Raw genomic sequence first — 15,293 nt, forward strand, 5'->3', positions numbered from 1 at the left:
GGAAAGACTTCCGCTACCTAGACGCACCTAATGGTCTCGTCCTAAGCAGCGGAGGCGAATTATACGCAGATCAAAACAGAATGCAAGGGGTTTAGGCAGATTTTTTTTGATGTTGACGCCAGCGCCAAATCAAACGCGCAGGGCCAGATAACGCATAACCAAAAAAGAATAAAAGCAAAACAGTCGCTGGGCTCAAAGAAACAATCACAAAAGCCAATACAATTGCCAACAACATGACAAAAGGAACACGGCCTTTCAAGTCTAGATCCTTGAAACTGTAATAACGTATACCACTGACCATCAGCAAACCAGCACCTGCCACAGTAAGCACAGCTAGCATTTTAAAAGCTAACGCATTGAGGTCAAAATCATTGAGGGTCCACACCATACCTGCAATCAAGGCTGCTGCCGCTGGGCTTGGTAGGCCAATAAACCAACGCTTATCTACAGCACCAATTTGCACATTAAAACGTGCTAACCTTAAGGCAGCACCTGCGACATATACAAATGCGGCAACCCAACCGGTTTTGCCCAGATCACCAAGAATCCAGCTAAACGCTACTAAAGCAGGTGCCACACCAAAAGACACCATATCCGCTAGGCTATCATATTGTTCACCAAAAGCACTTTGCGTATTGGTCAAACGTGCCACACGCCCATCAAGACCATCAAATACCATGGCGACAAAAATGGCTGCAGCTGCATTCGCAAATTCACCATGCATGGCGGCAACAATCGCATAAAATCCAGAAAATAATGCTGAGGTGGTGAGTAGATTTGGGAGCAAATAAATACCACGACGACGAACCTTACGTCCGCCTTCAAGCGTCTCTTCAATCACATCATCTTCAGCCAGTAAGGAAGTATCCGTAGATTTTTCCTGCTCATCTTGTGCACATGCTGTAGACGAAGCTGTTTTAGATGAAGATGTTGGCTCTGGTGTCGATGCTTGCATACCTTACCTCAGAAAATAGCAACTCAAAAAAATTAATCTTTTCTCTTCCTTAACTATTGTACACCGCTTATGGATGGCTTCACCCGCTGATTTACGTGCATAAAAAAAGCGTACCTTGAACTCAGGCACGCTTTTATAAAATTCAAAAACAAGTAACGCTTAGTTTTTGCTCTTATCGACCAGTTTATTAGCCGAAATCCAAGGCATCATAGCACGCAGTTGCTCACCCACTTGCTCGATCGGGTGTGCAGCATTATTGCGACGACGTGCTGTCATGGATGGATAGTTACTTTGACCTTCTGCAATAAACATTTTCGCGTATTCACCGTCTTGGATACGCTTAAGTGCATTGCGCATTGCTTGGCGAGATTGCTCATTAATGACTTCAGGGCCAGTCACGTATTCACCATACTCTGCATTGTTAGAGATGGAATAGTTCATGTTAGCAATGCCACCTTCATACATGAGGTCAACAATGAGTTTTAACTCATGCAGACACTCGAAGTAAGCCATTTCAGGTGCATAACCCGCTTCTGTCAGAGTTTCGAAACCAGCTTTTACCAACTCAACCGCACCACCACAAAGTACAGCTTGCTCACCGAAAAGATCTGTTTCGGTTTCATCTTTGAAGGTCGTTTCAATAATGCCAGTACGACCACCACCAACGCCTGAAGCATAAGATAGGGCAACATCTTTTGCTTTACCTGACGCATCTTGGAAAATAGCGATCAAATCAGGAATACCGCCGCCTTTCACAAACTCAGAACGTACAGTATGGCCTGGCGCTTTAGGGGCAATCATGATGACATCAAGATCTTTGCGCGGCTCGATTTGGTTGTAATGAATCGAGAAACCATGTGCAAAAGCTAAGGTCGCACCTTGCTTAATATTAGGCTCGATTTCTGCTTTATAGAGCTGACCTTGGAATTCGTCAGGCGTCAAAATCATCACTAAATCCGCAGCAGCAACGGCTTCTGCAACATCAGCGACTTTCAAACCATGCGCTTGCGCTTTGGCACGAGAGGAAGAACCTGCACGCAAACCTACAGTGACATCAACACCTGAATCTTGCAAGTTACATGCATGTGCATGGCCTTGCGAACCGTAACCAATGACAGCAACTTTCATGCCTTGGATGATGGAGAGATCACAATCTTTATCGTAATAAACTTGCATTAACACACCTATTGAAAGTGTTTGGATGCTTGCCTTAAGCACCCGAATCACTGGACATTGCACCTAGTCAAACCAGGTGCGCTCATCTAAGCCTGCCGACGCCTTAAAGGCTGAGGACTTTTTCACCACGCGCAATACCTGAAACACCCGTACGCACGACTTCCAAAATCGTATTATTACCCAAAGCCTGGATAAAGCCGTTGAGCTTATCACTAGAGCCGGTCAACTGTACTGTAAAGACGCTTGGGGTTACATCAACGATTTGGCCACGGAAAATATCTGTGGTGCGTTTAATTTCAGCACGTTGTGCGCCTACCGCTTTGACCTTAATCATCATCAGCTCACGCTCGATGTGCTGACCTTCTGTCAAATCGACCAGCTTAACAACGTCAATCAACTTATTGAGCTGCTTCGTAATTTGTTCAATCACACGATCATCACCTATCGTCGTCACTGTTAAGCGCGACAAGGTCGGATCTTCTGTTGGAGCAACATTTAAAGTCTCAATATTAAAGTTACGCTGGGAAAATAAACCAACCACCCGTGACAAAGCACCCGGTTCATTCTCCATCAGGATAGAAATGATGTGTCGCATGATTAGGTCCGCTCCGTTTTGCTCAACAACATATCACGCATGGATCCTTGTGGGATCTGCATTGGATAGACGTGCTCGAACGGATCTACATACACATCCAAGAACACCAATTTATCCTTCATCGCAAAGGCTTTCTCTAAGGCAGGTTTAAGCTCATCTAAACGATCAACACGCATTGCTTCGTGTCCGTAAGCTTCCACCAACTTTTGGAAATCTGGCAAAGATTCCATGTAAGATTGCGCATGACGCGATTTATAATTCAAGTCCTGCCATTGGCGTACCATCCCCAAAGATTGGTTATTGAGGTTGATGATTTTCACCGGAATATCGTATTGCTTACAGGTAGAAAGCTCCTGTAGCAACATCTGGAAACTACCTTCTCCAGTAATCAGGACGACTTCATCTTCTGGATAATTGAGCTTAATCCCCATCGCAGCAGGAAAACCAAAGCCCATAGTGCCTAAACCACCTGAGGTGATCCAGCGATTTGGCTTGTCAAACTTATAGTACTGTGCAGCAAACATCTGGTGTTGCCCTACATCCGTGACGACATAAGCTTCACCGGAAGTAGCTTCCCACACAGCTTCCACCACTTGCTGAGGTTTTAAGGCTTGCTCACCTTGGGCCGCTTCGTACAAACGTCCTTGGCGTGAGGCTTTCCAATCATTAATTTGCTTCCACCAAACGGCTAAAGCTTCTGTATCTGGACGCTGCTTACTCTGCGCGACTAATTCATTCATCTCGCGCAACACACTGTCTGCTGGCCCAACAATCGGTACATCCACGCGGATGGTTTTACCTATCGTGGAAGGATCCACATCAACATGAACAATTTTGGCCGTTGGACAGAATTTTGCTGTGTTATTGGTGGCACGATCATCAAAACGCGCCCCCACACAAACGACTAAATCGCTGTGGTGCATCGCTTGGTTGGCTTCAAAACTACCATGCATGCCCAACCAGCCTAGGGACTGTTCATCTGTTTGCGGGAAAGCACCGATTCCCATTAAGGAGGTGGTTACCGGAATATTTAAGGTTTTGGCCAGTTGCGTAAATTCAGCACTTGCACCACCGAGGATTAAGCCACCACCACCAAATAAAATGGGGCGTTTGGCCTTCATCAGCATATCAACGGCTTTTTTGATTTGTCCTGAGTGCCCACGGGTAACAGGATTGTAAGAACGCAACTTCACTTTTTTAGGATAGAGATATTCATAACGCTCTGTTGGCGCTGTCATATCCTTAGGAATATCGACAACAACAGGGCCAGGACGCCCAGTAGTGGCAATATAAAAAGCTTTTTTGAGTACTTCAGGAATTTCGCTTGGGTGCTTGATGCTGAAACTGTGTTTTACAATCGGGCGAGAAACGCCAATCATATCGGTTTCCTGGAAAGCATCTTCACCGATAAGGTGACTCATCACCTGACCACACAAGACCACCATAGGGATGGAATCCATATAGGCGGTGGCAATCCCTGTAATGGTATTGGTCGCACCTGGGCCTGAAGTCACTAAGACAACGCCCGGTTTTCCTGAAGCGCGCGCATAACCGTCTGCCATGTGAGCAGCGGCCTGTTCGTGGCGCACTAGGATATGTTTGACTTTATCTTGGCGAAATAAGGCATCATAAATATGTAATGCCGAACCACCGGGATAACCATAAATGTATTCAACGCCCTCATCTTGCAAAAATCGGGCTATCATATCGGCGCCGGAAAGTAATTCCACTTTCGTGAACCCCCTAAAACGATTCGAGTGCAAAAGATGCCTGTTAACAATTAGCATCTTCATTTTCCAATAATGTGGTCTTTGTGCAACCCCAGTGAGATCTGCGAGCAGCCATTTGCATTCCAGATCTGCAGAGTTACACCTCACCACAGACTCACTAACAGAAAATAACCCAATTAGGTAAGTTCCTAATCAGGCTGATGTTCATAACACGCCTGCCTTGGCAGCTGATAGAACCTGTTGGGTTCTGCACTCTTGCGCACACGGGGTCGTGCGTAATGGGGCGTGAGCCAGATGGGGCGGATAGCCCGAAGTCTGGAAGGTCCTTGACTGGCGAGTTAAGCGATAATCACAAGGCGAATGAGCTAACCTCAGCACTTTTGGTCCTTGGGTATTCCACTTTTCAGGGGAGCACACTCACTTCGACCGCGTTTACCTTATCAACTTTCCTCATCGCATAGTCTATTAGGGATCACCCAAAATACTATGCCCGTTCGATACCTAGTTTTACTCAGTCTTGCGCTAACAAAACAGCAAGATATCTATCACACCTAGACGATGCGGCCATTATTCTATACACATTAACTAGGGTATTCAACGTATAGCAAAAGCCGCAGGCATCTAGGTGTGTTGGTTTACCTAGGATTAGGTACGTTTGCGAAACTGAATCTCTTCACCTTGAATAAAGGACGTGCACCATACACAGGATCAAAACCCTGCTCCGCCAGCAGGTGCAAACAAGCAGGTGTCAGCTCCAGTTGCATCTCCTGCTCTTGCAAGCGTGCTTGCAGACCTTGTAATTGAATCTGGGCAATGCGATCTAGATGCAAACGTTTGAGCGCATGAAACACCACCACTTCATCAATTCGGTTAAGCAGTTCAGGACGAAAATGCTGTGCAACCACTTCCATCACGGCTGTTTTCATCTGCGCATATTCCGTATCCTGATTGAAATTTTGAATCAACTCAGACCCCAGATTCGATGTCATCACAATCACAGTATTGCGGAAATCGACCGTTCGCCCTTGCCCATCGGTTAAACGCCCATCTTCCAAGACTTGCAACAAAATATTGAATACATCAGGATGTGCTTTTTCAATCTCATCTAGCAAGACGACAGAATAGGGTTTGCGGCGCACCAACTCAGTTAAATAGCCCCCTTCTTCATAACCCACATAGCCAGGAGGCGCACCAATCAAACGGGCCACCGAGTGTTTCTCCATAAACTCGGACATATCCACCCGCACCATAGCGTCTTCAGTATCAAATAAAAACTTAGCTAAGGCTTTGCATAACTCTGTTTTACCGACCCCAGTGGGTCCTAAAAACAAGAAGGAACCATTAGGGCGCTGCGGATCAGACAACCCTGCACGTGCACGCCGCACAGCATGAGCAACAGCAATCACGGCTTCATCTTGACCCACAACCCGCTCATGCAAAGCATCTTCCATACGCAATAGTTTGCCACGTTCGGATTCCAGCATGCGACTGACTGGAATACCCGTCCAGTGAGACACGACCTCAGCAATTTCTTCTTCAGTGACTCGATTACGCAGTAATTTATGTTCGCTTTTTTCGAGTTGATCGGCCATTTGCAAACTGCGTTCTAGATCAGGAATAATGCCATATTGAATTTCTGACATTTTTGCTAAATCGCCGCGCCTGCGTGCCGCTTCTAGATCAATCCGTGCTTGCTCTAGCTGTTGTTTAATTTGCTGCGAGCCTTGTACACTGGCTTTTTCACTGCGCCATACTTCATCTAAATCGGCTAGTTCTTTTTCTAATTCATTAATCTGGGTTTTCAAAATCTGTAAACGTTTTTTTGCATTAGCATCCTGCTCTTTTTTCATCGCCTCGGCTTCAATTTTGAGCTGAATTAAACGCCGCTCTAATTTATCCATACTTTCTGGTTTGGAATCCATTTCCATACGGATACGAGAAGCTGCCTCATCCACCAAATCAATCGCTTTATCCGGTAGTTGACGATCACTAATATAACGTTGCGATAACTTAGCAGCTGCAATCAAAGCACTATCGGTAATCTCAACACCGTGGTGAACTTCGTAACGTTCTTTTAAGCCACGCAAAATCGCAATCGCATCTTCTTCATTGGGTTCTTCTACAAGCACTTTCTGGAAACGACGTTCTAAAGCAGCATCTTTTTCAATATATTGGCGATACTCATCCAAAGTGGTTGCGCCCACACAGTGTAGCTCCCCACGCGCAAGTGCAGGCTTGAGCATATTCCCTGCATCCATAGCACCATCACTTTTTCCAGCCCCCACCATGGTATGCATTTCATCAATAAATAAAATGATACGCCCTTCTTGCTTACCTAACTCATTGAGTACAGATTTCAGGCGTTCTTCAAATTCACCACGGTATTTAGCCCCCGCAATTAAAGCCCCCATATCTAAGGCTAACACTTGTTTGTCTTTCAAGCCTTCGGGCACTTCACCATTGACAATGCGTTGTGCTAAACCTTCCACAATCGCAGTTTTACCCACCCCTGGTTCCCCAATTAATACAGGGTTGTTTTTTGTGCGTCTTTGTAGCACTTGGATAGTCCGACGAATTTCATCATCACGACCAATCACAGGATCTAATTTGCCTTCTGCAGCTCTTAGAGTTAAATCTATGGTAAAACGGTTTAAAGCTTGGCGATGTTCTTCTGCATTGGCATCTTGTACTGAGTTACCGGCACGTAGCTGTGTAATGGCTTGCTGCAAAGCAAGCTGATCCACATGCGCTCCTTGCAAGATTTTGCCGATATCGCCTTGCAGACTACAGGCAGCCAGCAAGACTAACTCACTGGAAATATACTGATCACCTCTTTGCTGTGCTTCACGGTCAGCAAGATTCAATAAACGTGCTAACTCAGGTGACATTTGCACATTGCCATCATGGCGTTGTAACTTGGGCAAAGATTGCAAGTGCTCATCTAGCGCGGACCGCAGGCGTCTTAAATCACCACCGGTTTGTGCCACTAAAGGCCCCAAGCTGCTGCCTTCTTGGTCTAACAAGGCTAACAAGAGGTGAGTTGGTTCTAATCGGTTGTGATCATGTCCTACGGCCAGTGATTGCGCATCGGCTAAGGCGGCTTGCAATTTACTGGTTAAACGATCGATACGCATAAAGCCCCCAAAAAACAGGAAATAAGATACAAAGTATGCAAAAGTAAAGGCTCGCAGAGTCTTTTCAGTATCGATACGCTTGGGCGCCTGACTCAAAAAGCCTTCATTAATAGAGGGTGTTAATAGGGTGCATGCTTACCTACCAACAAGCTTGTCAACCTTAATAAGGGCAAGATATAAAACTTCAAGCAAGAGACAAAAGATCCACATAAACAGATTTTCAGCAAATTTATAGATAAATATAATTTTTCAATAAGTTAAGTTTGCTATCCTTGTCAGCAGTCGATTTCTTTTTCTGATCCATTTTTGCGCAACGCACGAGGCATTCTATGAGTCTAACCGCCCCTTTTATGACCGGCTGGCCCTTGAGTTTCCCGCCGTTACGTATTGATCAGCTCGCTAATATGTTGCTGATTACCTCGGCGGATAATCCGACACAACGCAAAAATACGCGCCACTGGCTCAGTGAGTTCAATGGGTTATGGCTAAAGAATTTATTTAGCCTACGTGATGGCATGCAAACCCTAGGTCAACACTTGCCTATGTTGCAGGTTTTCCAAGCGAGCATGGACCACATGCTAAAACCCTTGGTGATTGCAGCTGAGCATGCGGTAGAACGTGGACAAGACCCAGATTTGGCGATGCAAGATAATGAGCGTATCGAAGCACGTTATGCTCAGCTGCTTTATGATATGTGTGATTGGTTAATCGTTGAAGGCCAGTTTTCACGTAAACGTTGCCAAGCCTTGTTACAGCAACCTGAAGGTCAATGGCGTCTTTTAGCAACTTTAGCAGAACTCCAATGGCTGGAGCTGCAATATCATAGTTATGGCTTGACCCGCTTAGAAGCGTTGAAAGAATTACTCTTTAGCCTATTGCAAGTCATAGGTCAAAGCACCTTGCAAGAAGCTAAGCACCAGCCCTTTCGTAAATTTGACGATCTTGGCGACCCCAAAGACACAGATGCAGACTATTTAGAGGCCTGCGCTCAGCGTTTGATCAGTTTGCACCAACACTATGCCTTTGATATTCGCCGTTTTGTGAACGAATCCCCCTATGCCAAATTGGGTGCCTGTGATTATGAAATCGTGCCCCAATCAGAACTTTATTCCGTGCGTTTACGCCACTACAAACGACCGCGCGGTATTCATAAAAATAACAAAACTATCTACCTAGCCAGTCCTATGATCAACCGTTGTGAGATTTTTGATCTTGCACCCGGTAAATCTGTTATCGAAGGCCTGATTCGCCAAGGCTATGATGTTTATATGGTCGACTATGGCAATCCAACCAGCAGCCAAGCCGAGTTGGGGTTAGATTTTTATGGCAAGGAAGTACACGATGCTTACTTAGACCTAATCAAAGCACGTCACCCCAAGCAACCCCTTGAAGTGATGGCCTATTGTATGGGGGGCACTCTTTTTCTGCCCTACTTAGCACGTCGTGCGCAAGAATTTGAGGCACGCGGACAAACACTCGACATCAAAAAGCTTGCCCTAATGTCAACGCCGATTAAGTTCGATGATGAGCTTAGCGGCCACAAACCTATGCGTGATGTGATCCGGGAGCATTATGATCCAAAATTGATCGAGTTTTTCTTTGGTCACTCTAACGTCCCCCCCCAAGTGATTGAAGCGGGGATGCATATGATTCAACCTGGGGTAAGTTACACAGTCGCAAAAGGCTTTTATGCTCGGGCCGCTTTCCCAAATGCCATCAATGATGCTGCACCCTTCCTCTATTGGCTACACCACGGCACGAGTTTTGGCACACGCGCCCATCGCGAATGGATCGATAAAATCTTTTTGCATAATCAAATTTGGACGGGCGAATATAAGCTGTCTTCAGAGATTGCCGAACTTGACGGCCAACCTGTTGACATGGAAGCTTTAACACGTCATCAAGTTGCCCTCTTTGATTATCGCGGCCAACGTGATCCCATTGCACCTGTGGGTTCTTGTGTTGCTAGCGAGCGTTGGGGCCGCACCCACGAAGGCAATTTACAATGTACGCGCGGTGGTTTAAATCGTACGATTGAGCGTAATATTGGTCACATTTTCGTGGTCAGCAAAACCTTGCTTGCTGAATATATGCAGCAGGTTTTAGCCTTTCTAGAAAATGATGAAACTTGTGAACCTCAGACAAAGGATCTCTGATGTGAATTGGCCTGCCCTTGTGATCTGTGCTTTTGCTACCAGTTTACTTAGCGCTTGTGCAAGCAAAGAAAGTGCGCCCGATCAATCAAATGAGCACGAGAAGTTAACCGACGCGCAACCAATCAGCGCGCCTAGCTTGTCTTTTTCTCCTGTTGATTACCGAGTGGTCGATGTTCGCTTTGCTGACGAAGTCCCCGAGCTTGCGCAACAAGGGCAGCTGGATCAAATTTTACGTGAACGCCTACCTTTGATGATCAATCACAGTGGGCGTGCTTATGCTTGGAAAACACCTTTTGGGCAAGCACAAGCCGATGCCAACACGCGATTAAATGTGAGTTGGCAACAGGTTAAAATTGATAAAGAAATTCAAGCACCTAAAACCATATTCCATGGCGATGGCCAAAGTTCTCATATCGAAGGTAAATGTATTTACAACACCCAAGTTGCTTTAGAACTGCATTTACTAGAAGGGACCGCACTCAAGTCCCAGACTCGTTTGTTTGCAGAAAATCAAATAGAGCGCCCCATTGGGCGCTACTGTATGCTGGAAGGCTATGAACGCCAAGCGATGATACGAGAAGCCTTTAATCAGGCATTAGATCAGTTTCCCGCTTTAACACGTCAGTGGTGGCCCTTATCAGGTAAGGTGGCACGTATTCGCACGCAAGCGCTGGAAGCCAGTCGTTTAAATGCCTCCGCAGATCAAACTGCTTTTGCTACTTGGGTTTTGTTGGACCGAGGTGATCTGCACAAAATCAAGCCCCAAACACGCGTGCGTTTATATGCGCGTGAAGGGGATTGGCTGGATCCTCAATGTCAATATGCACAAGTCAGTGAGCAAATTGGCGAGCGTACCGCTTGGGCTCGTGTGCAAAGTACCCAGGCTTGTGATCTAGCAGTGGGTATGGGCTTTCATCTTGTACAGCCCCAAAGCCAACCTGCAGTAGACACCAATCCAGCACCAACGAAAGAAACACCAGAGACTTGAGTCTTTTAAGGCGCTTTTTGATCTGGCATCCGTAAGCCTTGCAAGCTACGTTTTACAATTTGTAAATGCTCTGCAAGTTTCGGACCTCGGCGCTTGGCTACACCGACAGCTAAAACATCGATCACCACTAAGTGCGCAATTCTTGAGGTCATAGGTGTATAAATTTCTGTGTCTTCAGACACGTCAATATACAAAGGCAAGGTAACCAAGTGCGCTAAAGGCGAACCACTTGGGCACAAGCCTATCACTTGCGCCCCCGCCTCACGCGCCAGTTGCACACTTTGTAATAAAGATTTTGTCCGTCCAGTTTGTGAAATCGCCACGACCACATCTGTATGTCTTAAAGTCACCGCAGACATGTTTTGCATATGCGGATCTGAATAGGCTGCTGTCGAAATTTGCAACCGAAAAAATTTATGTTGTGCATCAATCGCGACGGCCCCTGAAGCACCAAAACCATAAAATTCCACTCGGTTGGCATTGGCTAGCGCCACAATGGCTTGCTGTACGGCTTCTGCATTCAGACGATCACGAATATTCAGCAAAGTGCTCACGGTTGAATCAAAAATATTCTGGGTAAAATCTGCCACAGAATCATCCGCATTCATGGAAAATTGTGCAAAACGCGGACCACTAGCCTGTAACTGCGCTAGCTTTAACTTAAAATCTTGAAACCCATCACACCCTAAAGCGCGACAAAAACGCACCACCGTCGGCTCGCTCACCTTGGCTTCTGTTGCTAAATCCACAATACGCATATGGATCACTTCATCAGGGTGCTTTAACACATATTGGCCCACTTTTTGTTCTGAGCGACGAAAAGTGTCCATCGATTGCTGTAGCATTTCCAAAATATTGATGCTCACGCTAATTTGCTCACTAACCGGCAAAAATTTATCTTCACACACCTGCTAACTCATCTTAGTAGGCATGCAACTTGCGACAGTATACCCAAGTTTTATCCGAGACGGTGCGTTCAAAGTGGGAACTGAGAAGATTCAATGTCTCTCTAAGAGTTGTCACAAGACTGGCAACAAAGCGTCATTGTCTTGTAAGCCGAACTCGCTTTACTGCATACTAACAAGCTAAGGGCTGCACTCTAGTGCTCGATGTGTTAAGCGATCTAAATCTTGGTGCAAGCCCTGGCCGTACTAGATAAAGACCTTATCCAAGGCGTGCAGGAGGAATTTACCATGCGTCACTCCCAGCATCTCGAAACGGTTAAAGCCGAGCTGTTTAACATCTTCATGCATATTGAGGTGGAAGAACAAGAACAACGCAAAAAACAACAGGCAGAGCGCCGCCTCAAAGCGCGACGTGAGATAGAAAAACATATGGAAAACAAACAGCTACAAGCAGAAATTATTGAGCCTTGGGAACGAGATTTCTAAATCGACCCAAGGCTCTTTTACTTCGTATCTTGTCAAAAACGCGAGCCGCTATGGCTCGCCCAGCAAGTGCGTCAGCTCATTATCACAGGGTAAATCCTGACTAAGGCGGAATAAATTTTCCAAGGTAGTCTGCGCAATATCTTTCAAGGCTTCCTGTGTAAAAAAGCCTTGGTGCCCTGTGATCAAGACATTGGGGAAAGTAAGTAGGCGTTGAAATTCATCGTCAGTAATAATTTCTTCTGATAAATCATGAAAAAACAATTGTGCTTCTTGCTCGTACACATCCAAACCAAGATAACCCAACTTGCGCGACTTGAGTGCAGCAATCACAGCAGTGGTATCAATTAAAGCCCCTCGGCTTGTATTAATCAGCATAACCCCATCTTTCATCTGTGTGAGCGCGTCCACATTAATCATATGATAGTTTTCTGGGGTTAATGGGCAATGCAGACTAATGATATCTGAGTTTTGATAGACTGTTGATAAGTCAACATACTGGCCGCCTAGCTCTAAAAACTCATGATGAGGGCAAGGATCATATCCAAGCAAATGACAGCCAAACCCCTTTAAAATCCGTGCACTTGCTAAACCAATCTGCCCAGTACCAATCAGGCCGACTGTACGTCCGTGAAGGTTAAAACCTAGCAATCCATTTAAGGAAAAGTTATTTTCACGCACGCGGTTAAAAGCTCTATGTGTTTGCCGGTTTAACGTCAAAATTAAGGCTAAAGTATGTTCAGCTACGGCTTCTGGTGTGTAGGTAGGGACACTCACAACAGGCATATTTAATGCACGCGCAGCTGCAAGATCAACATTATTAAAACCTGCACATCGTAAGGCAATCCACTTAACGCCTTTATTTTTTAGGCGATTAAGACACTCATAATCCAAGTGATCATTTACAAAAGCACAGATAGCATCACTACCCGCAGCCATGCTGGCTGTTGCTGGATTTAAAGGCGTATCATTAAAAAAAATCAGCTCATATTGATAATGATTTGCTGCTTGGAAACTGGCTTCATCATAGGGATGAGCGCTAAAAAAACTAATGCGCATGCGATCCTCTCTCACGTTGATTAACATCCTTGGCAGCTCAAATAAAACAACTTGTAAATATATCTTATAAAACAGTAGATGAAAGCGTGTATTCTACCTTGACGCAGATCACACAAAAAAGCTCGCCTTGTCTAAGGCGAGCCTGCTTTGTCATGTACAGCCCATGCTAAAGATTTCAGCAAACCATCCTATGAGTTGGATTACTCAATCCTTGCTTAGCGTGCGGCGGCTTTTGTCTCTGCTGCTTTGATCTCAGCTAACAACGTATTGAGCACTTCTTGACCACGTTGACCGGCCTGCTCAACGTAAGTCTGACGCACATCTAAGCTTGCCTTGCGGAAAGCCTCACGCTCTGCTTCAGTTAACTCTACCATTTTAATATCAGAGTTTTCTTTAATTTTTTGCAAACGACTTTGATTAAAGTCGTGCTGCACATCATAAATGTGGTCAACTAGCTCGGTGCGTACTTGCTTAACAATTTTTTGTAGATCTTCTGGCAGACCATCAAAAAAAGTTTTGTTCGCAACCAAAGAAGTCACAAACTGCGCTTGGCGTGCAAAAGTCATATGGCTTTGCACTTCATAAAAACTCATCTCTTCAATGGCAAAAATTGGATTAACTTGTCCATCAATTTGCTTGAGCTGTAAACCAGAATACACCTCAGAATAAGGCATAGGCGTCGGATTGGCCCCGTAAGCACGATAAGCTTCTACCAATAAAGGCGAGGTCATAGTGCGAATTTTAAAGTCTTTAAAAGCTTCTGGCGTATTTAAAGCACGGTCGCCAGTCCACACCATCCAGCCTTCCGGTACGATACTTAATAATTCTAGGTTTTTCTCTGCATAGGCTTGTGCTAACAGCTGATTAATCGCTTGGCTGTTTGCAAGGACACTTTTATTCACCGCATTGTTATCAGAGAAGATAAAGTGCAGCGAAAATACCTGAACCTCAGGAATAACTGCACCCAAGTGACCTGGTGAGGCAAAAGCAAACTGAATGGCCTGATTCTGCACCAATTCTGTCAGCTGTGCAGAAGTCCCCAAAGCGCCATAAGGATACACTTGCACCTCAACACGCCCTTGAGAACGTTCTTCGACGCGGCGTTTAAATTCTTGCGCATAGGCATCTTGTACACTGCCTTGAATTTCTTCCAGTGCGAAACGCCAAGTGTAATCCGCAGCCAAGGCATTGAAAGGCATCAAAGCAGCCAAACCCGCAGCCAGCATCCATTTCTTTGATTTTTTTAGCATTTTTTATCCTCAATTCCATGCGCTATCTTGATATTTAGCCCAGTTTTTTTCGGCAAATCTTGCTAAAGATGCCGAAAGCACCACTAGAAAATAACATAAAATTTTTATTTTTGATAAAAATGAGTATTTAAAATTATAATAAAACACTCACACCCTGACCTAAGTCCATCTTTGGTGAGGTACCCAGATTCAGGAATACAGGAGTCCCCCTGATGAACGTCCGAGCTGAATCCGAAAAACTTTCCTCGTTTACGTCTTCCACACAGACACAAACCAGAGATCGCCCTGAGACCCCCACTTCATCGAGCGGCCTTTTTTCTATTCTTTCTCAGTTAGATCAAGTACTTGAAAAAAGTGAGCGCGCCTTACTGATTGTTGGTGTCTGGCTAATGGCTGGCGTCAGTATTGCCAATGTGATCGGCCGCAATTTGAACTTCAGTCTCGCTTTTGCTGAAGAAGCCGCCCAAATTCTTATGGTGCTCATTACCTTTATTGGCCTTGGGTATGGTGTGCGTCATGCACGTCATATTCGTGTGTCTGCAATTCACGATCTCCTACCACATCAAGCACGTAAATACTTACTTGTACTGGTGTCTTTTATCAGTAGTGCGCTTTTATTTGCCTTAGCCTATTTTGCATTGCAATACCTACTAAATATTGCAGATTCTGGGCGAGTCACCCCAGCGTTGCGTTTACCTTTGACTTGGGTGTATGCCTTGGTGCCTCTCGGGTTTGTCTTAGGGGGTATCCAATATTTGCTTGCTGGCATCCGTAACCTCATCAGTACAGATAACTATTTAGCCTGGGATGTAAAAGATGAATATCACACGCCCTAAAGCAGGTTTATTTACCAGCTTCGTGA

At 45.3% G+C, this 15,293-nt stretch carries 12 protein-coding genes; 4 read left to right on the plus strand and 8 right to left on the minus strand.

The annotated features are described in order from the left end of the window. Nucleotides 1-91: 91 nt before the first annotated feature. The 5 genes from pssA to clpB form a co-directional block, all read right to left on the minus strand. Nucleotides 92-955, minus strand: a complete 864-nt coding sequence (pssA, locus tag BMX05_RS11220) for a CDP-diacylglycerol--serine O-phosphatidyltransferase (RefSeq protein ID WP_093311953.1) — start codon at nt 953-955, stop codon at nt 92-94. A gap of 159 nt (nt 956-1,114) precedes the next feature. Further along, a complete protein-coding gene (gene ilvC / locus BMX05_RS11225; RefSeq protein ID WP_093311955.1) occupies nt 1,115-2,131 on the minus strand; it encodes a ketol-acid reductoisomerase in 1,017 nt (338 codons plus the stop codon). A gap of 103 nt (nt 2,132-2,234) precedes the next feature. After that, nucleotides 2,235-2,726, minus strand: coding sequence for an acetolactate synthase small subunit (gene ilvN, locus BMX05_RS11230; protein ID WP_093311957.1), 492 nt, complete (start codon nt 2,724-2,726; stop codon nt 2,235-2,237). A 2-nt stretch (nt 2,727-2,728) separates the two neighbouring features. Further along, nucleotides 2,729-4,456, minus strand: a complete 1,728-nt coding sequence (locus BMX05_RS11235; RefSeq protein WP_093311960.1) for an acetolactate synthase 3 large subunit — start codon at nt 4,454-4,456, stop codon at nt 2,729-2,731. A gap of 635 nt (nt 4,457-5,091) precedes the next feature. After that, nucleotides 5,092-7,590: an ATP-dependent chaperone ClpB gene (clpB, locus tag BMX05_RS11240; RefSeq protein WP_093312067.1), complete on the minus strand. Its 2,499-nt coding sequence runs from the start codon at nt 7,588-7,590 to the stop codon at nt 5,092-5,094. Nucleotides 7,591-7,919: 329 nt separating this feature from the next. On the opposite strand from clpB, the gene BMX05_RS11245 reads away from it, so the two are divergent. Both BMX05_RS11245 and BMX05_RS11250 read left to right on the plus strand, forming a co-directional pair. Further along, nucleotides 7,920-9,746 (plus strand): alpha/beta fold hydrolase, encoded by a 1,827-nt coding sequence (locus BMX05_RS11245; RefSeq protein WP_093311962.1) that lies wholly within the window; start codon nt 7,920-7,922, stop codon nt 9,744-9,746. A gap of 1 nt (nt 9,747) precedes the next feature. After that, entirely contained in the window at nt 9,748-10,734 is a 987-nt protein-coding gene (locus tag BMX05_RS11250) for a hypothetical protein (RefSeq protein ID WP_093311964.1), read from the plus strand. Between the two features lie 5 nt (nt 10,735-10,739). Here BMX05_RS11250 and hexR read toward each other — a convergent pair whose 3' ends face one another. Further along, entirely contained in the window at nt 10,740-11,600 is an 861-nt protein-coding gene (gene hexR, locus BMX05_RS11255) for a transcriptional regulator HexR (protein WP_093312070.1), read from the minus strand. A 327-nt stretch (nt 11,601-11,927) separates the two neighbouring features. Here hexR and BMX05_RS11260 point away from each other — a divergent pair, with 327 nt between their 5' ends. Next, on the plus strand, nt 11,928-12,125 hold the full coding sequence (locus BMX05_RS11260; RefSeq protein ID WP_143051969.1) for a PA3496 family putative envelope integrity protein: 198 nt from the start codon (nt 11,928-11,930) through the stop codon (nt 12,123-12,125). 48 nt (nt 12,126-12,173) lie between these two features. Here the strand turns inward: BMX05_RS11260 and BMX05_RS11265 are convergent, their stop codons facing one another. After that, nucleotides 12,174-13,181: a 2-hydroxyacid dehydrogenase gene (locus tag BMX05_RS11265; protein ID WP_093311969.1), complete on the minus strand. Its 1,008-nt coding sequence runs from the start codon at nt 13,179-13,181 to the stop codon at nt 12,174-12,176. Between the two features lie 215 nt (nt 13,182-13,396). Then, nucleotides 13,397-14,431 (minus strand): TRAP transporter substrate-binding protein, encoded by a 1,035-nt coding sequence (locus BMX05_RS11270; protein ID WP_093311970.1) that lies wholly within the window; start codon nt 14,429-14,431, stop codon nt 13,397-13,399. Between the two features lie 212 nt (nt 14,432-14,643). Between BMX05_RS11270 and BMX05_RS11275 the strand changes: the two genes are divergently transcribed. Further along, nucleotides 14,644-15,267: a TRAP transporter small permease gene (locus tag BMX05_RS11275; RefSeq protein WP_093311972.1), complete on the plus strand. Its 624-nt coding sequence runs from the start codon at nt 14,644-14,646 to the stop codon at nt 15,265-15,267. Nucleotides 15,268-15,293 lie beyond the last annotated feature (26 nt).

The organism is Allopseudospirillum japonicum (assembly GCF_900108915.1).
In the GTDB taxonomy this organism is placed as follows: domain Bacteria; phylum Pseudomonadota; class Gammaproteobacteria; order Pseudomonadales; family Halomonadaceae; genus Pseudospirillum; species Pseudospirillum japonicum.